Below are 20,481 nucleotides of genomic sequence, written 5' to 3' on the forward strand. Positions count from 1 at the left end.
GTGACAGCATTGGTTTTCTTCATTAGAAAAATAAGTGGAATTATTCATCTAATATACTGAAAATCAATGCTTTAACCTAATTAATCAATGCTTAATTTATTGAAAATCAATGAATTATATTTTTGTCATGTACTAAAAAAAATAACACATAACTAGAATGATTAAGTATCTTATTATTTTTATTGCTATTTGTATGACAACTCATGCTCAGGAAACACAAATCCAATACCTTTCTGGCACGGGCGCAGAAGATACTGTGCCTTGGGAATTTTATTGCTCTGACGGTATGAATAGCAAAAACTGGACGACGATTGAAGTCCCTTCTTGTTGGGAGCAGCAAGGTTTTGGGGCGTATAATTACGGCTTAGTTCCTTTTGAAAATCGTTTGAAAGAAACAGGTACATACAAGCATCAATTTCAGGTACCTAAAGCATGGAAATCCAAACAAGTCAATATTGTATTTGAAGGCGTAATGACTGATGCAGAAGTTTCGATTAATGGAAAAACTGTTGGCCCAATTCACCAAGGCGCCTTTTATGAATTTAAATACGATATCACGAAATTTTTGAATTTTGGTGAGGAAAATTTAATTCGGGTTGTAGTAAAGAAATTTTCAGGAAATGAATCTGTAAATTATGCTGAAAGAAAAGCAGATTATTGGGTTTTTGGCGGTATTTTTCGTCCTGTATACTTAGAAGCAAAATCTAAAGAAAACATACAAAAAGTAGCGATTAACGCAAAAGCAGATGGTTCGTTTGAGGCACTCGTGCATACTTCAGATTTAAAAAAAGTAGACCAAATAGAAGTTGACATACAAACTTTAGATGGTACTTCAAAATATAGTTTTACCACGAATTCTGAAAAAAATAAAACATATATTTCTGGTATTTGTAATAGTCCAAAATTATGGAACCCAGAATCTCCATTTTTATATCAAGCGGTTTTTAAATTAAAATCTGGTAGTAAGGTTACACATCAACATACCGAAACATTCGGATTTCGAACTGTAGAAATAAGAGCAAGTGATGGGGTATACATTAATGACGTAAAAGTAAAACTAAAAGGGGTAAATAAACATACCTTTCATCCGGATTTTGGAAGAACATCATCAAAACAATTAAGCATAAAAGCGGTTGAATTGATTAAAGAAATGAATATGAATGCCGTTAGAATGTCTCACTATCCTCCGGACAAGCATTTTTTGAGCGCCTGTGACTCTATTGGGTTATTTGTTTTGGACGAATTGGCTGGATGGCAAAAACCAGCTTATGATGATGTCGTTGGTTTAAAGTTATTAAACGAAATGATTAGCAGAGATGTAAATCACCCTAGTATTATTTTATGGGATAATGGAAACGAAGGAGGTTGGAACAATACGCTTAATGATGATTTTACAAAATTAGATATACAAAAAAGAGAAGTCCTTCATCCCTGGCAGAATTATGGCAAATTTAACACCAGACATTATTTTGATTACGATTATCTTGCTTTAGATAATTACGGTAAACGCAAAATATTTTTACCTACAGAGTTTCTTCATGGATTATATGATGGAGGACATGCTGCTGGATTAGAGGATTATTGGTTACGCATTTGGAATCATCCGCTAGCTGCAGGAGGTTTTTTATGGGTATTTGCAGATGAAGGCATTGCAAGAAGTGATAGGAATGGCGACATTGATGTTGATGGTAACCATGCACCAGATGGCATTGTTGATCCTTATTATGAAAAAGAAGCAAGCTTTTACAAAATTAAGGAGGTTTGGAGTCCTGTTTTTATTGAAAAACGTTACATCACACCAAATTTTAATGGGGTGTTTAACATTGAAAATCGGTATCATTTTACCAATCTAGAAGAATGTCGCTTCACAGCGGATTGGATGAGTTACGAAAGTGGAGTTCTCAACATAGCTAGTAGTGAGGCGATTAAAGTAAAACTCAATCCAAATCAAAAAGGAAAACTTAATGTTAAGCTTCCAGTAGATTGGAGAAAACATCATATTTTAAAATTAACTGCAACAGATAAATTTGGAAAGAGCATAAACACTTGGTCTTATCCCCTGCAAACAGCAAATGAAGTGTCGTCCACTATAAAAGTAGCTAGAAGTACTTCAAAAGTAATTCTAACGGAAGACTCAAACCAATACACTGTTCAAGTTGGAGACATCGCAGGGAAGTTCAACAAGAATAGCGGATTGCTTTCATCTCTTGCTGTGAAGAACAAACGGGTGCCTTTAAATAATGGGCCTATACTAGTGGGTAGTAAAAAACAAGTTAAGGATGTAAAAGCTCTAAAACACAAAGACGGTTCGGTTTCTATTGTTACAATATATACTAAAACCTCAGATTCTATTGTTTGGAATATAAAGGGGAATGGATTGTTTGACCTTAAAGTTTCTTATCAACCTTCAAATAGTGGAGAATATGAAGGCATTACTTTTTCATATCCAGAAGATAAGGTATCGCATATAAAATGGATGGGGCAAGGGCCTTACCGGGTATGGAAAAACAGAAAACAAGAATCTAGCTTTGGAGTTTGGAATAAGATTTATAATCAATCAGTTACTGGATATTCAGAGTATAATTATCCGGAATTTAAAGGCTATTATGCAGACATGTATTGGGCGGAAATTCAAGGAATTGAAAAACAGGGGTTCAAGGTTTATAGTAAATCAAATGACATTTTTATAAGATTACTGACGCCTGAGCAACCGAGTGATGGTAAACATACCATAGTAAAATTTCCATCAGGTAATATTTCTTTCTTGCACGGTATTAATGCTATTGGCACTAAATTCAAAACAACATCGAAATTAGGACCACAATCAACCTTAAATTCATTTAGCAAAAAACACTTTTATGGTGAAAAATTAAAAATGAACTTAGTATTTGATTTTGGGTCTTACACGCATTGATTTATCAGATATTTATTAAAGGTTAAAATTCTTATTATGCAAATAAATGACAAAAGTGAAAACATAGCTTACCAAGCATCCAAGGAGCGTTATGACAGTATGACTTACAATCGATCAGGAAATAGTGGCATACTATTGCCGGCTCTATCACTTGGTTTGTGGCATAATTTTGGATTTGTTGACAATATTCAAAACGCAAGGAGTGTTTTACGTACTGCCTTCGATTTAGGTATTACCCATTTAGATTTAGCTAATAATTATGGCCCACCTTATGGTTCAGCAGAAGAAAATTTCGGAAAAATTTTAAAAGCAGATTTTAGTGCACATAGAGATGAACTGTTTATTGCAACTAAGGCTGGATATGATATGTGGCCAGGACCCTATGGAAATTGGGGATCTAAAAAATACTTAGTAGCAAGTTTAGATCAAAGCTTAAAGCGCATGGGACTCGATTATGTAGATATTTTTTATCATCATAGGCCAGATCCTGAAACACCACTTGAAGAAACGATGCATGCACTTGCAGACATTGTAAAGCAAGGAAAAGCGCTGTATGTTGGGATTTCCAATTATAAAGCGGAAGAAACTCAAAAGGCCGCCAAAATTTTAAAACAACTGAATGTTCCTTTTATATTGCATCAAGCACGCTATTCAATGTTTGATCGTTGGGTTGAAAAAGACTTGTTAGGTACTTTAAAAAATAACGGGGTTGGTTGTATTGCCTTTTCTCCTTTAGCACAAGGCATGCTTACAGATAAATATTTGAATGGGATTCCCTCGAGTTCGAGAGCGGCAAAAAGTTTAACGCATTTAACGATTGAGACCGTAAATAATAATATTGAAAAAATCAAATTGTTAAATGAGATAGCTCAAAATCGTAATCAAAAATTATCGCAAATGGCGATTGCATGGATTTTAAGGCGTCAAGAAGTGACTTCTGTATTAATAGGCTCTAGTTCTCCAGAACAATTGAAAGAAAACGTAAAGGCCCTTGATAATTTAAAATTTACAGATGAAGAATTAAATTTAGTAAATAGAATTCTTTAATAAAATATCATATAGTTATTGGTTTTTGTCTTTCAATAAATGAAAAAAATCAAACCTCCGATATCAAACCACAACTTTCAAAATAATCTAGTATTGATAAGGGTTTTAGAAAATTACAAAACGGAACAATTCTTATATTAAGAATTTGTTTCGTTTAGTGAGGTCTTAAATATTCAAACCTTCTACCATTACACTTTTAACGAAATGCTCTATCCAGCGGAATAAACTAAGCTTTCTATATATGATTTAGATTTTTTAGACTTTATGTCTGGCTCTCTTTCATAAGCTTCCGTTTTAGAATTGTAAGTTTCAAAATAAACGACAACTCAATCATTAGTTTTTCCAGTATATCTTTTATGATTTGTATAGATTGAGAATATAATATGTAGGTATTTTTTATATAACAAAAAAGCCTCACTATTTCTAGTGAAGCTTTTTGTGAGCCCTGAAGGATTCGAACCTTCGACCGCCTCCTTAGAAGGGAGGTGCTCTATCCAGCTGAGCTAAGAGCCCTCATAAAAAAACATTTTCTGTTTTCTGGTGTGCAAATATAAAATTAACTATATATCTAACCAAAAGAAATGTTTATAATTTTTCAATTAAAATAGGCACCACTAAGTGATGCCTATTTTGTTTAAATATTTAATTTATTTCTACCAAAATAAAGCATACAATACTGCTAATAAAATACAAACAGTAATTGAACCAATATTAAATAAAGGTGAGGTTTTAAATAAATCTGTTCCAAAGTGAATCCCTTTTGGATCATCAGCTCCTTTGTTTTGAATATTACTCATTACCATAATAATAATAAGTGTTAAAACTGCCGTAATTCCCATTTGATGCATCCAAGGCTCAAATACTGGGATAGGGATAAACTTCAGAGCCAATGCAATAGGGATTGACAATATTGCTCCCCATATAGCGGCATTATTTGTAGTTTTCTTATAAAACAAACCTAAAATAAATACTGCTAAAATACCAGGACTAACAATCCCTGTGTATTCTTGTATAAATTGAAATGCTTGATCAATACCACCTAAAAGCGGTGCAACAATTACAGCTATAATTAAAGATACTGCTGCAGAAATACGTCCTACATTTACCGTTGTTTTATCATCAGCATTTTTATTAATATACTGCTTATAAATATCCATAGTAAATATGGTAGATGTTGAATTTAACATCGAAGCTAAAGAAGAAACAACAGCCGCTGCTAATGCTGCAAAGGCAACACCTTTAAGACCTGTTGGTAAAAATTGTAATAACCAAGGGTAAGCCTTATCTGCTTGTTCTGCAGATGGCATATTTAACATACCTACTTCTCCTAAATTTGCCATAATTGATGGATCATTTACCATAACATAAGCTGCAATACCAGGTATTACAACTATTAAAGGAATGATAAGTTTTAGAAAAGCGGCCAATAAAATACCTTTTTGAGATTCTTTCAATGATTTAGCTGCCAAAGTTCTTTGAATAATATATTGGTTAAAACCCCAATAGTATAAATTTGCAACCCATAAACCACCTACTAATACCCAAATACCAGGCAGGTTTATATAGTTATCGTTAGATTCTTCAAGAATCATGTGGAATTTTTCTGGAGCAGCTTCCCAAACTTTAGAAAAACCAGCTAACACGCCTTCTCCCCCAGACACTGTATTTAAAGCTAAATAAGTAGTTACCAAACCACCTAAAACCAAAAACACAACTTGAATAACATCGGTCCAAGCGACAGCCGATAAACCACCATAAAGTGAATATGCTGCTGCAAATAGCGCTAGTCCAACAATGGCATAAATCATATCTACACCCATAATCGTTTCAATAGCTAATCCGCCTAAGTATAATACCGATGCAAGATTAACAAAAATGTAAAGTCCCAACCAAAAAACAGCTAAAATCGTTTTTAAGTTAGTAGAAAATCGTTTTTCAACAAATTCAGGAATGGTATACAGTCCCTTTTCTATAAAAATAGGCAAGAAATATTTACCAACAATAATTAAGGTTAAAGCAGCCATCCATTCATAAGATGCAATTGCGATACCTAGTGCAAACCCAGAGCCAGACATACCAATAAATTGTTCTGCTGATATATTTGCTGCAATTAATGATGTACCAATAGCCCACCAAGGCAACGATTTACTTGCCAAAAAATAATCTTCGGCATTTTTTTGATGCCCCTCTTTATCACGAGAAACCCACAATCCTACACCTAAAATCAATATGGCATAAGCGATAAAGACCACATAGTCCCACATTTCAAATCCTGCTGTCATAGTAAAAGTATTTAGTTTAGTTAGTATTAAGAAGTCAAATATAGAAATTTAATTTAAAAAAAAGATGCTTTTTCAATAAAAAAAACCAAACTAGTAGGGTCTAGTAGGTTTTTGTGTTTTTTTTTATATATTTGTAAAATAGATTATGATAACAATTAAAAAAAAAATAGGGGTTCCAAAATATAAGCAAATCATCAATTCAATTGAAGATGCCATAGTTTCAGGAACTTTAAAAAAAGGAGACCAAATACCATCAATTAATACTGTTAAAGATAATAATAATCTCTCAAGAGATACAGTTTTAACTGCCTTTAACGAACTAAAAAGCAGAGGTATTATACATTCTATTGTTGGGAAAGGATATTACGTTTCTAGCGAAAATGTAAATGTTACTCAAAAAATATTCTTACTCTTTGACGAACTTAATTCTTTTAAAGAAGATTTATATAATGCTTTCTTAGAACATTTAGGAGAAAATATTCAGGTTGATATTTTTTTTCATCATTTCAACAAAAATATTTTCAGCAAGCTCATTCATGATAATTCAGGAGACTATAACTACTACGTGATTATGCCTGCAAATTTAAAAGGTACTAGTGAATTTATAGCATTACTTCTACAAGAAAAAGTTTATATACTAGACCAAGTCCATGATGATTTATTAGACTACCCATCTATTTATCAGAATTTCGAGAAAGACATTTTTAATAATCTTACCAATGCATTACATCTTATTGTCAGATATAATAAATTGATTTTAGTATTTTCTGAAGCTAAGCAACCAGAGGGCATGCTAAAAGGTTTCGAACTCTTTTGTGCATCAAATACATTAAATTTTGAGGTTATCCAGTCTCTAAAAGATAGAATGCTAAAAAAGGGTGAATTATATATTATTCCTGATGACAAAAGCTTACTTCGAATTATTAAAAAAATCAAAAGTGAGGAATTAAAACTTGCTATAGACATAGGTATTATTTCTTATAATGATACACTGCTTAAAGAAATTGTAGAAGGCGGAATTACTACGATTTCAACAGATTTTAATTTGATGGGTAAACGCCTAGCAGAAATGATATTAAACAAAGAACAACTTAAAATAGAAAACCCTAATAACCTTATTATTAGAAATTCTTTATAACTAAAACAAACTGATATAGCGTGTACAAAATAAAACATAACAAAGACCTAAATATTATAGAGGTTGAACATTCAAAAAGTAAACTTTATGCTAAAATTTATAGCAATTATGGTGGTACTTTACAAGAACTTTCTTTAAACGGTCAACTTATAATTGAAAATTTAGCACCTTTAACTTATGATGTGACTTACGCATCATCCATTTTATTCCCTTTTGCAAATAGAATAAAAGATGGTACATACAGATATCAAGGTGAAAAACACCAATTTGAGACTAATCAAAAAGAAGAAAACAATGCACTTCATGGATTAGTTTACAATAAGCATTTTCAGGTTATAGAAAAAAATACAAGTGATACTTCTGCTACGGTAATTATAGAGTATAATGAGACCAATGTATCTATTGGCTTTCCATACACTTACAATCTTCAATTAAAATATATTTTTACCCAAAATACAGTATCATTGGTCGTTACTGCAAAAAACACATCGGAAAAAACCTTTCCTTTCACGCTAGGTTGGCATCCTTATTTTTTAAGTGACAATTTGTATGAAAGTATTTTATGTTTTGACTCTACAAAAAAAATTTTAATGAAAAACCGAAATATAACTGATGGTTTTAAAGACATTGAACCTGTTAAAGATTTTGAAATTAAAGATCAGCAATTAGATGACTGCTGGGTATTAGACTCGAATGAAGTTATCTTCAAAACACCAAAATATAATTTAACCATAACCTCCTCTGCTGAAAACAACTTTTTACAAGTTTATACCCCACCAAAAGCTAACAATATCGCCATTGAACCTACAACAGGAGTTTCGGATAGTTTTAATAATAAAATTGGTTTGCAAACTTTAAAACCAAATGAGACTTATGAAGTGACCTGGAATTTGATTATAAACAACAACTAAAATCTAAACAAAATGAGTGCAACATTAATAAAAGATGTAAAAAATACGTTTATTGAAACATTTAAAGGAGACCCTTTACTTATTTTTTCTCCTGGTAGAATAAACATAATTGGTGAGCATACTGATTATAATGATGGGTTTGTATTTCCAGCTGCAGTTGATAAAGGTATTGCAGCCGCGATTCAAAAAAGTGATTCTGGACACTCTACAGCAATAGCCTTAGACCTAGATAGTACCATTGAATTTGAATTAGACAAATTAAAACCATCTAAAGAAGGTTCTTGGGAAAATTATGTGTTAGGTGTCGTTGCAGAAATACAAAATAGAAATAAAGTAGTTGGTGATTTTAATATCATTTTTAAAGGTAATATTCCTGGAGGTGCAGGCATGTCGTCATCAGCCGCTTTAGAAAATAGCGTAGTTTTTGGTTTAAATGAATTATTTGATTTAGGACTATCTAAACATGATATGATTTTAATATCACAAAAAGCAGAACATAATTATGTTGGTGTTAAATGCGGTATCATGGATCAGTATGCCAGTATGTTTGGCATAAAAAATAACGCCCTACATTTAGATTGCAGAACTGTGGAATCTAAACCTTACGAAATCAACTTTAAGGATCATCAATTAATGCTAATCAATACCAATGTGAAGCATAGTTTATCTGATAGCGCCTATAATGATAGACGTTCTGCTTGCGAAAGCATTTCAAAATTATTAGGTGTAAAAGCACTAAGAGATGCAACAGAAGCAGATTTAGAAAAAATAGTTGATAAAGTAACACCTGCTAATTACCAAAAAGCATTATATGTGATTCAAGAAAATACAAGGACGATAAAGGCTGGTAAAGCGATAGAGGATAACGATTTAGAAAAATTAGGTTCTTTAATCTATCAATCGCACGCAGGACTTTCAAATCAATATAAAGTAAGCTGTGATGAATTAGATTTTCTAGTTGATCAAGCTAAAAAGAACAAACACGTTTTAGGAGCAAGAATGATGGGTGGCGGTTTTGGTGGATGCACTATTAATTTAGTTGCTAAAAGCGAAGCTAAAGCGTTTGGTGAAACCGCATCAAAAGCGTATAAGGAGAAATTTGATAAAGAGTGTTCAGTGTATTTTATTGAACTTTCTGATGGAACACATCTAGTGAAATAACAACCAACGACAATAAAACTAAACAATGAAAAATACAGATTTACAAGATTATTCGCATAAGCGTTTTAATATCTTAACTGGCGAATGGGTTTTAGTATCTCCACATAGAGCGAAAAGACCATGGCAAGGACAAAATGAAGCAGTAAACAATGAAAAGCGACCTGCTTATGATGAAACCTGTTATTTATGTGCAGGCAATACAAGAATTAATGGAGAAGTAAATCCAAAATATACAGATGTATTTGTTTTTACTAATGATTTTGCAGCACTTCAAAGTGATTCTCCAACATTCAATGTTAACGATGGCCTTTTAATTGCTGAAAGCGAAACGGGCATTTGCAAAGTGATTTGTTTTAGTCCAGATCACTCAAAAAGTCTAGCTGATATGTCTGCAAGTGAAATTCAAAAAGTAGTTTACGCTTGGCAGATAGAATTTAAAGAATTAGCAGACAACCCAAAAATTAATTACGTTCAAATCTTTGAAAACAAAGGTGCTGTAATGGGATGTAGTAACCCGCATCCACATGGGCAAATCTGGAGTCAGTCAACACTTCCAAACGAAGTTGATAAGAAAAACACGCAACAATTAAACTACTACAACAAAAATAATAGTAGTTTATTAGGAGATTATCTAGCTCAAGAATTGGAAAAACAAGAACGTATCATTTTTGAAAATGATGGTTTTGCAGTTATCATCCCGTTTTGGGCAATATGGCCATTTGAAACTATGATTGTTCCAAAAAGACAAATGCCTAATATTTTAGATATGAATGATGAAGAAACTTTACAATACGGAGAAGCTATATCTGTGATTACTAAAGCTTATGATAAACTGTTTAATACGTCATTCCCTTATTCTGCTGGTATTCATCAAGCACCAACCGATGGTAATGAAAACAAACATTGGCATTGGCACATGAGCTTCTATCCGCCTCTATTAAGAAGTGCTTCGGTTAAGAAATTTATGGTTGGTTATGAAATGTTTGGTTCGCCACAGCGAGATATAACAGCGGAAACAGCAGTAAAAATGATTCGCGAATTATTATAGACTATAGTCTGAATAAAAAATTTAAGACTTTCTAAAAATCAAAAGGGGTTTACCTAATCAGAATGCCCTATTTTTGTGTTTTTAGAAAGTCTTTTAACATATAATGAATACATACAAAACTACTTTAGTTGTAACTAAAGCACATATTGACGATTTAAACCATGTAAATAATGTACATTATGTGCAATGGGTTCAAGACATAGCTAAAGCGCATTGGCAATCTAAGGCCTCTGAAGAATTGCAAACTAAATATAGCTGGTTTTTATTATCTCATTTTATTGAGTACAAGAGTGCTGCTTTTTTAAACGATGCCATTAATTTAAAAACGTATATCGCCAAAGCGGAAGGTGTTAAATACACCCGTATTGTAGAGATGTACAATGCAACTACTAACAAACTACTGGCCAAATCCGAAACAATATGGTGTTTTATGAATGCAAAAACGGAGCGTCCAACAAGAATTCCAGATGAAATTGTTGATTTATTTGATTAATTCTCGTCTACATACTAAATCATAATTTCAAAAGTTATATTTTTAGCCTTTTAACTCAAGTTTTTAATGAAACGCTATATATACTTTATAATTACCCTAGGTTTTTTAATACTTTGGAGCTCATGTCGTAAAGATTTTGAATTCTCGCCAAGTACAGGAAGTTTACAATTTTCAAAAGACACTGTTTATTTAGATACTGTTTTTACCAATATTGGGTCAAGCACCTATAATCTAAAAGTATATAATAGAAGTGATAATGATATTGTTATCCCAAACGTAAGTCTTACAGAAGGCTTTAATTCACTTTACAGAATGAGTATAGATGGTACGTTAGGTGAAAATAATGGTTCTGAAGGTTCTGAAGGAAAAGTATTTGAGAATGTAGAAATATTAGCTAAAGATAGTTTGTTTATTTTTATTGAAACAACTGTAGATATTGAAAATCAGCCAGCTACAGGAAATCAATTTTTATACACAGATGCTATTGAATTTGATACAGGTTCAAATCTACAAAAAGTTGAATTGGTTACACTAATACAAGACGCTATTTTCATTTTTCCAGAGAGAAATAATACGACTAAAATTATTGATACATTAACGCTTGATATTGGTGGAGAAATAGTAATAACCGATTTACAAGGTAGAGAATTATTACCCGATGAACTCAATTTTACAAACGGCAAACCCTATGTAATTTATGGATTTGCAGCTGTACCAAGTGGAGAGACCTTAACCATTGATGCTGGTTCGCGTTTACATTTTCATGAAAACTCAGGCATTATTGTTTCCAATGGTGCATCTATTAATATTAATGGTGCATATAGTAACGATCAAGAATTACTCGAAAACGAGGTGATTTTTGAAGGTGATCGCTTAGAAACTAACTTCTCTGAAGTTCCTGGGCAATGGGGAACTATTTGGTTATTAGATGGAAGTATTAACAATACTATAAATTACGCAACTATAAAAAATGCAACTATTGGTATTTTATCTGATGGTAATCCGAATGAAACAAACGATAAATTGACTTTATCCAATACACAGATTTATAACTCGAGTAGTTTTGGTGTATTAGGTAGAAATACCTCAATAACAGGAGAAAATGTAGTAATTAATAATTCTGGTTTATCGTCTTTTGCTGGAACTCTTGGCGGAAAGTATAATTTCACCCACGCCACACTTGTAAATTACTGGGGTGATGGCTTTAGACAATTTCCGGCAGTTCTTTTGAATAATTTTGTTGTAGATGAAGATAACAATGCTACGCTAGCTGATTTAACAGAAGCTAATTTTAATAACTGTATTATCTACGGAAATGATAATCCTGAGATTTTACTTGATGAAATTGAAGATGAAGCAGTTGTTTTTAATTTTAAATTTACAAATTGTTTGATTCGCTTTGATGATAGTAATAATCAATTTACAGGTCCTAATTACGATTTTAGTGATACCAATAAATACGAAGGCATTATATTTAATAGAGATCCTAATTTTAAAGATAAAGATTTAAATGAATTTATTATTGGCGATGATTCTGCAGCTAATGGAAAAGGATTAGCTGCTTTTGCTACTCAAGTACCATTAGATATTTTAAATATAAACAGAACCAGTTCTCCAGATATTGGTGCTTATCAGCATATTACTTTTCCTGAGGAGGGTTAATTAATTCTAAAAAATAACGACAGAATAAGATTTTTAAGATTTAAAAAAAACTCAGGCTTGTATAATTTCAGAAATTCTCTTAAATCATGAAGATCATAAATTCCGTTTTAACTCAAAACAGAAACTTGACATTATAGGAAAAATAATGTTCGTTTAACTACCGATAAAGTTTTTTGAAACGGAACATTGTGTATGGAGCTAAACGAATCGTTCCAAAATAAACACTACTTTGAAATTATAAATATAATAGAGTAAACCTAAAAAATAGAGCAAATAAACTACGTGTACGGTAAGCGATATATTTCAAATTGAATTTACCTTTCGCCAAAAGTTTGAGTACTATATTATTTATATTAATACGTTCCTTAATTTTAAAATAATAAACAACGAATAAAGTCCACCCTTTGCGGTAACACCCAAAATATAAAAATCCTGCAAAAGCAGGATTTTTATAATTAACACTTAATTCGATTTAAGGCTTATACGAAAAGTGGTTTATCCTTCATCATCCCATTTACTTTGGACTTAACAGCTTCTAGAATAGCTTCATCTTCAAAGTTTGTAACTACTTCGTCAATCAAATCTACAATAACCTCCATATCCGTTTCTTTTAAACCACGTGTTGTTATGGCAGCAGTACCTAAACGGATTCCTGAGGTTACAAATGGCGATTTATCGTCAAACGGTACCATGTTTTTATTTACCGTAATATCAGCTTTAACTAAAGCATTTTCTGCATCCTTACCAGAAAGATTTTTGTTACGCAAGTCAATTAGCATACAGTGATTATCAGTACCACCAGAAATAATTTTATAACCTTTAGCAACCAAAGCATCGGCCATAGCAGACGCGTTTTCTTTTACTTGCAATTGGTAATGTAAAAAATCATCGGTTAACGCTTCTCCAAAAGCAATGGCTTTTGCTGCAATAATATGCTCTAATGGTCCGCCTTGATTTCCTGGGAATACCGCTGAATCTAATAAAGACGACATTTTACGTAAGTTTCCGTTTTTAAGTGTGATTCCAAATGGGTTTTCAAAATCTTGCCCCATCATAATCATCCCTCCTCTTGGGCCTCTTAGTGTTTTATGTGTTGTTGTTGTTACAATGTGGCAATGTGGTAATGGATCGTTTAAAATACCTTTTGCTATCATACCTGCTGGATGCGAAATATCTGCTAGTAAAATAGCACCAACGCTATCTGCAATGATTCTAAAACGTTTAAAATCAATATCACGAGAATAGGCTGAAGCGCCAGCAATAATAAGCTTTGGCTGCTCTTTTGTTGCTATCTCTTGTATTTTATCGTAATTTAAAACACCTGTTTCCTTTTCTACACCATAAAAAGAAGGCTTATAGAGTTTACCCGAAAAATTTACTGGCGATCCATGTGTTAAATGACCACCATGAGACAAATCGAATCCCAATATTTTATCGCCTGGATTTAAACACGCATGATAAACTGCTGTATTTGCTTGACTCCCTGAATGGGGTTGTACATTTACATAAGCAGCACCAAATAAGGCTTTTGCTCTATCGATAGCTATTTGCTCTACTTCATCAACAACTTCGCAACCGCCGTAGTAACGCTTACCCGGATAGCCCTCAGCATATTTATTTGTTAATACAGAGCCTGCAGCTTCCATAACTTGGTTGCTTACAAAATTCTCTGATGCAATAAGCTCAATACCGTGAAGCTGGCGTTCTTTTTCAGCATTAATAAGTTCAAAAATTTGTTCGTCGCGTTGCATAAACATATATTTTTTTTATTTCCACGAAGATGGAAATCTAGTTCTAGTTAAATGTTTTGCAAAAATAAGGAATAGATTAGTTATTATTAATAAAAAAAACAGATTTACTTTTAAGTTTTCAACGGTTTATTAACCATTAAATTTAACGTACTTTTTAGATTATTTTTCATATTTAAATAAAAAAAATGTGTAGGTTTGATTAGAATTCAATAATTAAAATTAAAAATAAGTTATGCCATTATCCGCTAACAATCCAGATAGAACATCGTGGTTACACGTTGACAAAAATTCAGATTTCCCAATTCAAAACATCCCGTTTGGTGTGTTTTTAACGCGTGATGATATTATTACCATTGGTACACGTATTGGCGATACTGCTATTGACCTTGGTGCTTTGCATCAATTAGGGTATTTTGAAGGGATTCCTCTAACCGATGATATTTTTCTTCAAGACACATTAAACGATTTTATTGCTGATGGCAGAAAAACATGGCGTGCCGTTAGAAATAGAATTGCTCAAGTTTTTGACGCAAACAATGATACTTTAAAGAAAAATACCAAGCACAAAGAAACTATTTTGTTTCGTTTAGACGAAATTGAAATGAAGTTGCCTGTTCAAATTGGTGATTTTACTGATTTTTACTCAAGTATAGAACATGCAACCAATGTAGGTACCATGTTCAGAGACCCAGATAATGCCCTATTACCAAACTGGTTACACATTCCTGTTGGTTATCATGGTAGAAGCTCGTCAATTATACCCTCTGGAATACCAGTACACAGACCGCAAGGGCAAACTTTACCAAACGGAGCTTCTGAACCTGTTTTTGGACCAAGTAGACTTGTAGATTTTGAATTAGAAATGGCTTTTATTACCACTGATGCTAACGATTTGGGAGAACCAATTCCTATTGATGAAGCTGAAGAATATATTTTTGGTTTGGTATTACTGAATGATTGGAGCGCAAGAGATATTCAAAAATGGGAATATGTGCCTTTAGGACCATTTTTAGCCAAAAGCTTTGCATCAACTATTTCGCCATGGATTGTGACTTTGGATGCCTTAGAACCTTATCGTGTTGAAAGTCCAAAACCACTTAAAAAACAATTAGACTACCTTAAATACAAAGGTAAAAAGAGTTATGATATTAATTTAGAAGTAGCCATTCAACCTCAAGGTGCCAAGGAAAATGTTGTTAGCAACTCTAACTTTAAATACATGTATTGGAATATGGTACAGCAATTGGCGCATCATACCGTTAATGGCTGCCCTGTGAATTCTGGTGATATGATGGGAAGCGGTACTATTTCTGGCCCCACAGAAGATAGTTATGGCTCCATGCTAGAATTGACATGGAGAGGTGAAAAACCAATAAAAATGAAGGACGGTACAGAACGGAAATTCATCAATGATAACGATACCGTGATTATGAGAGGTTACTGCGAAAAAGATGGAACACGTATTGGTTTTGGTCAAGTTTCAACTAAATTATTGCCTGTTTATAAGAAAAAATAATCTTAATTCAATAGTATTAAAAACGTCCTTAAGCTTCTGTTTAAGTGCGTTTAATTTTTGGGCGTTCCCCTATCGGGTCGGGCTTTCCGCTATATCTTTTTTTAACATCATTGCGAAGGAGGAACGACTGCGGCAATCTGCTAAATATGTTCTCAAAACAAAAGTATTTCACCTCTTTAAAAAAAAAGGATGCCGCTGCAATCCCTAACGCGTATTTATCAGCAAAATTCAATTCCAAATCCTATAATTTTATTTTATCTGTTTATGTCTGTTATTTTAAAAAAGGAAAATACAGCGATTCATAAAATATTGTAAGATAAAATTTATATTATTAGAATAACAAATACACTTTATCCGATATATTAGCATTTCATAACTAATGTTCGTATTTTGGCACCACTATTGAAATAGCAACCCAAATAACCAAAACATGTAACCCTATGAAAAAATTACTACGCCTTTCAGTTGTATTTTTATTACTTATAGCTTGTAACACAAAAAAGCAAGTTGAAATTGCAGTTAATTCTGGTAATTATGACCGTGCTATAAACACAGCTCTTGATAAACTAAGAAAGAATAAGGATAAAAAGCGTAATTACGATTATGCTATCATGCTTCAAGGCGCCTATTATAAAGTTGTAGAACGCGATTTAGAAAATATTGCACATCTTAAAAAAGACAATAATCCTGAAACTTTCAGAAAAATTTATGAAATGTATTTAGATTTAGATGCACGACAAAATGCTATCAAACCTATTTTACCTCTTAAAGTTAATGGTAAAAAAATAGCTTTCGAATTTAATAATTATAGTGATGATATTCTAGATTCTAAAAACAAGGTATCTGATTATACTTATGAAAAAGGTCTTGAACTTTTAGAATCTGATGATAAACAAATCATTCGAGAAGCCTACAATGCATTAAGTTATTTAGAACGTATAAACCCTAATTATGAAAATACTCGTGAGCTTTTAGATGAGGCACATCAGCGTGGTAAAGATTATATTTTAGTAACATTAAATAATGATACACAACAAATAATCCCTAGCCGTTTAGAAGATGATTTACTTAATTTTAACACCTATGGATTAAATAAATTTTGGAGTGAATACCATGTCAATAAATTAGAAAACCTAAATTATGATTATGCTATGCAACTTAACTTAAAAGGTATTGATGTATCTCCAGAACGTATAAGCGAACGCGAGTTTATAAGAGAGAAACAAGTTGTTGATGGTTGGGAGTACAAAAAAGATAAAGCTGGTAATGCTGTAAAAGACAGTTTAGGTAAATATATTAAAGTTGATAAACTTGTTGATGTTAAAGCTCGATTTATAGAAACGATTCAGACAAAATCTTCCCATGTTGTTGGTGATGTGGTGTATTTAGATTTAAAATTAAATCAACTCCTAGACGCCTTCCCTATTGATAGCGAATTTGTATTTGAATATGTTTTTGCAAGATACAGAGGTGATAAACGTGCTTTAAATGCCAATGATATTGCATTATTAAATAACAGACGTATTCCCTTCCCTAGTAATGAACAAATGGTTTATGATACTGGTGAAGATTTAAAGTTACAGCTCAAGAGTATTATTAATTCTTATGCGGTTAGATAATACATTAAAAAGCCTCTCAATTAGGAGTTTTTTTTACTTTAGGGTGTTCTAATTAGTAATCATTCACTTATAAACTGAACGTAGTGCTTATGTCTTTCAAAAATTTGCCGAACATAATTATAGGGCTCTAATCCGCGAACATAGCCATATTTCACAACAGAATGATTGTAATTCTTAGGCTCACTTAGCATTAAAATCATGGTTTCCACATGATCATCCCAGACATCTTTCTTTAAACCTCTAGTTTCGGCTAACCTCTGAGCATCAAAAACATGCCCCATACCACAATTATAGGATGCCATTGTGAATTTAATACGTTGAATAGAGTCAGGTATCTTTTCAAAATTTTCCCATATTTGTTTCAAATATTTAGTGCCGCCTTTTATACTTTGTTCTGGATCTGATCTATTGGTTACACCCAATTCTATAGCTGTTTCTGGCATTAATTGCATTAATCCAGATGCTTTTGCCCAGGAACTGACTCTGGGGTCAAATTTCGACTCTTGATAAACCTGAGAAGCCACAAGTCTCCAATCCCAATTTAAAGGTTTGGAATATTTTTTTATTAAACCATCAAAAGGGCTTATTTGTTGCTTGTTTAAACTATAAAAATTACTTTTTATACGTCTTCTATAATATTTCTTGTTTTTGAAATATTTATTATAAATAACATTAAAGTCTGTTTTTCGTTTTATTTGTTTTAACCAATTATTAGTAGCTTTTAATAAGTCTTGAGAGCCATGTCTAGTAGCCCAGGCTATTCTTTGAGAAAAACTAACAGGAACCTTGACATCTAAAATGGGGTAGTATGTTGACATGATACCGGCAATATTATTATCTGCGACGGTATACTTAATCTCTTCAACAACAACTTTTTCGATGACTTCATCCGTAGACAACTCTCCCGGTAGGATATCAATATATATGGTGCCGCCTAACTCTTCTGATAAATTATATATGCGTTCTTTATAAGCTGTCTTATCTCTAACAGAAATGGTGTCTCCTAATAAGTCAATAGGGTCGTCCACTAAAGCTTTTTTTAAACTTCTCCAACCCATATTTCTCCAATTATCTGGTTTTTTTTGAACCAAAACTTGCTTGGTTAAATACAAATGATCGGTAAACGAAACATCATCTTTTCTATCTGTAGTAATTGTTAAACCATGGGCTACAATATCGCCTTCGCCATTATTTAACTTTTCAAAAAGAGCATCTACATTATTAACCACAATCATTTCTAAAGTGACATCTAAATACTCTGCTAATCGTTCGAGTAATTCAAATTCATACCCCATTGGGCGTCCTTTATACAAATAATAAGTTGTTCCACTATATACTGTTAAAGCTCTTAAAGTGCCTGAGGCTTTAATCTTTTCTAAATCCCATTTATTATTATTCGTCTCAATAGCTTCATTTTTTTTTATGGAAGCTTTTTCGCAACTGAAAAAAAGAAAAAAGAAAACAAAATATACTAGATATATGCTCTTATGTATACCTATTTTAGTTTTCATGAAGCTTTATTGGTAAACTCTTATATAATCAACTACCATAGTACTTTCTTCAAAAGAAGGGTCTATTTCTGGTTCAATTGCAATGTTCAATAAAATATATTGATCCGTTGTAAATGGCCAAGTTTCTGAATCTTTTACAGAAGGCTCATACACATAATATTCAACTCCATCAACACTAAATACCATTTTATCTTCATACCATTCAAGACTATACGTATGAAATTCATTTGAAACGTTTTCTAGAATTTTACCACCAAGATTCACGACATCATCTCCAGCACTAGACGCCGTATGTACAGCACTTTGAATATGATTTTGTTTTTTTCCCCAATGCTCTAAAATATCAATCTCACCACAAACTGGCCAATACGTGGTACCAAAGCCTTGTTTTTGCCAATAAGCTCCGGGTTCGTCTATATTTTTATTAAGCATCCAAATGGCTGGCCAAGTACCAACACCAATGGGTAGTTTTGCCCTAACCTCTACCCGTCCATAAGTAAAAGCAAATTTTGAATTTAATCTAGCCGATGTATATTGTTTAATTTCTCCCTGGTCATTAAATAGTTCTTTCTTAGCAACAATATTTAAAAACCCATCTTTTATAAATGAGTTTTCTATACGATTAGTATAATGATTAATTAAACCTCCATACCAATCGCCTCCTGCTGGCAATTGGGTTTGGTGGAACCATTTTGTAGAATCTATAGAGCCATTTTCATTAAACTCATCCGACCAAACTAATGTTTCAAATTTTGTATTTGATTTAGCACAGTGCGTTGTTGAAAAAGAAATAAATAGTAATAATATTAGTAATAAATAATGGCGCATATTTAAGTTATTAAAATAATAATATTCTAAATATACAGCTTACTTCATATTAAAAAAAATAAAAGGACTAGTAAAGGCTTATCTAAAACCGACTCAAATCAATCTCGTTAATTGCACCATGAGAATCATGAGCCACTGCTACGCCGTTTTTTATAACCAAAAGCTGTGGTGATTGATGAATGACTTGGAACTTATAGCCTACTTCATTGGAAACATCTCTGTAGTTTAACAAATCTAAATAGTATAAATCTAAATCATTTTTGGTTAAATCATAAGCATCAACAAACTGCCTCATTACCATAGAACTAATACCACATCGTGTAGAATGTTTAAATATAACCTGAGTTTTTGTTTTTGATTTTTCGCTTATTACATCTAGTTGCCCTAATTCATTTAAAGGCAGCCAAGGCAAAACTTTTTCTTCTTTTGGTTCAGATGAACCACCAAATAATTTATTTATTGAATATCCTTTATAAGTCATAATCCTGTGATATTAGCAATAACAAGCCTATCGAAGAGTTGGTCTCCAAAATATCTACGATTTAGTTTATAGACGAATTCATTTAAGTATAATTGGAGATATTTTCCTTTAATTTTATG

The 20,481-nt window shown here is 32.4% G+C and carries 15 protein-coding genes, 1 tRNA gene and 1 pseudogene; 10 read left to right on the top strand and 7 right to left on the bottom strand.

Annotated features, from left to right (window positions below):
• Positions 1-157: 157 nt before the first annotated feature.
• Together P8K68_RS13900 and mgrA are read left to right on the top strand one after the other, a co-directional pair.
• Positions 158-2,914 (top strand): glycoside hydrolase family 2 TIM barrel-domain containing protein, encoded by a 2,757-nt coding sequence (locus P8K68_RS13900; RefSeq protein ID WP_300252226.1) that lies wholly within the window; start codon positions 158-160, stop codon positions 2,912-2,914.
• 36 nt (positions 2,915-2,950) lie between these two features.
• On the top strand, positions 2,951-3,961 hold the full coding sequence (gene mgrA, locus P8K68_RS13905; protein ID WP_300252228.1) for an L-glyceraldehyde 3-phosphate reductase: 1,011 nt from the start codon (positions 2,951-2,953) through the stop codon (positions 3,959-3,961).
• A 439-nt stretch (positions 3,962-4,400) separates the two neighbouring features.
• Here the strand turns inward: mgrA and P8K68_RS13910 are convergent.
• Positions 4,401-4,474, bottom strand: a tRNA-Arg gene (locus P8K68_RS13910).
• Between the two features lie 140 nt (positions 4,475-4,614).
• Complete coding sequence (locus P8K68_RS13915) at positions 4,615-6,243, bottom strand: sodium/sugar symporter (RefSeq protein WP_300252231.1); 1,629 nt, start codon at positions 6,241-6,243, stop codon at positions 4,615-4,617.
• A gap of 145 nt (positions 6,244-6,388) precedes the next feature.
• Here P8K68_RS13915 and P8K68_RS13920 point away from each other — a divergent pair, with 145 nt between their 5' ends.
• The 6 genes from P8K68_RS13920 to P8K68_RS13945 all read left to right on the top strand — a co-directional run bounded on the left by P8K68_RS13920 (position 6,389) and on the right by P8K68_RS13945 (position 12,656).
• Entirely contained in the window at positions 6,389-7,381 is a 993-nt protein-coding gene (locus P8K68_RS13920) for a GntR family transcriptional regulator (RefSeq protein ID WP_300252234.1), read from the top strand.
• A 20-nt stretch (positions 7,382-7,401) separates the two neighbouring features.
• A complete protein-coding gene (locus tag P8K68_RS13925; RefSeq protein WP_300252237.1) occupies positions 7,402-8,292 on the top strand; it encodes an aldose 1-epimerase in 891 nt (296 codons plus the stop codon).
• 12 nt (positions 8,293-8,304) lie between these two features.
• The gene (gene galK, locus P8K68_RS13930) at positions 8,305-9,453 is read left to right on the top strand and encodes a galactokinase (protein ID WP_300252239.1); all 1,149 of its coding nucleotides are present in this window, start codon (positions 8,305-8,307) and stop codon (positions 9,451-9,453) included.
• A 25-nt stretch (positions 9,454-9,478) separates the two neighbouring features.
• Positions 9,479-10,501, top strand: coding sequence for a UDP-glucose--hexose-1-phosphate uridylyltransferase (locus P8K68_RS13935; protein ID WP_300252242.1), 1,023 nt, complete (start codon positions 9,479-9,481; stop codon positions 10,499-10,501).
• Between the two features lie 103 nt (positions 10,502-10,604).
• Entirely contained in the window at positions 10,605-10,994 is a 390-nt protein-coding gene (locus P8K68_RS13940) for a thioesterase family protein (protein ID WP_300252244.1), read from the top strand.
• Between the two features lie 66 nt (positions 10,995-11,060).
• Positions 11,061-12,656 carry a hypothetical protein gene (locus P8K68_RS13945; protein ID WP_300252246.1) on the top strand — a complete coding sequence of 532 codons (1,596 nt, stop codon included), beginning with the start codon at positions 11,061-11,063 and terminating at the stop codon, positions 12,654-12,656.
• 479 nt (positions 12,657-13,135) lie between these two features.
• On the opposite strand, the gene glyA is transcribed toward P8K68_RS13945, so the two are convergent.
• A complete protein-coding gene (glyA, locus tag P8K68_RS13950) occupies positions 13,136-14,407 on the bottom strand; it encodes a serine hydroxymethyltransferase (RefSeq protein ID WP_300252249.1) in 1,272 nt (423 codons plus the stop codon).
• Positions 14,408-14,639: 232 nt separating this feature from the next.
• On the opposite strand from glyA, the gene fahA reads away from it, so the two are divergent.
• Together fahA and P8K68_RS13960 are read left to right on the top strand one after the other, a co-directional pair.
• On the top strand, positions 14,640-15,923 hold the full coding sequence (gene fahA / locus P8K68_RS13955; RefSeq protein ID WP_300252252.1) for a fumarylacetoacetase: 1,284 nt from the start codon (positions 14,640-14,642) through the stop codon (positions 15,921-15,923).
• Between the two features lie 440 nt (positions 15,924-16,363).
• Positions 16,364-17,542, top strand: a complete 1,179-nt coding sequence (locus P8K68_RS13960; RefSeq protein WP_300252255.1) for a hypothetical protein — start codon at positions 16,364-16,366, stop codon at positions 17,540-17,542.
• Between the two features lie 59 nt (positions 17,543-17,601).
• Here P8K68_RS13960 and P8K68_RS13965 read toward each other — a convergent pair whose 3' ends face one another.
• From P8K68_RS13965 to P8K68_RS13980, 4 genes and pseudogenes are all read right to left on the bottom strand, one after another.
• On the bottom strand, positions 17,602-19,053 hold the full coding sequence (locus tag P8K68_RS13965) for a transporter substrate-binding domain-containing protein (protein ID WP_300252258.1): 1,452 nt from the start codon (positions 19,051-19,053) through the stop codon (positions 17,602-17,604).
• 6 nt (positions 19,054-19,059) lie between these two features.
• On the bottom strand, positions 19,060-19,881 hold the full coding sequence (locus P8K68_RS13970) for a glycoside hydrolase family 16 protein (protein ID WP_300252262.1): 822 nt from the start codon (positions 19,879-19,881) through the stop codon (positions 19,060-19,062).
• Between the two features lie 82 nt (positions 19,882-19,963).
• A complete protein-coding gene (gene ytxJ, locus P8K68_RS13975; protein ID WP_300252265.1) occupies positions 19,964-20,362 on the bottom strand; it encodes a bacillithiol system redox-active protein YtxJ in 399 nt (132 codons plus the stop codon).
• Positions 20,359-20,481, bottom strand: a pseudogene (locus P8K68_RS13980) (IS1595 family transposase); the annotation flags it as partial. The pseudogene P8K68_RS13980 and the gene ytxJ, both read right to left, overlap by 4 nt.

Origin of the sequence: Algibacter sp., from assembly GCF_029245835.1 — a bacterium.
GTDB lineage: Bacteria > Bacteroidota > Bacteroidia > Flavobacteriales > Flavobacteriaceae > Algibacter_B.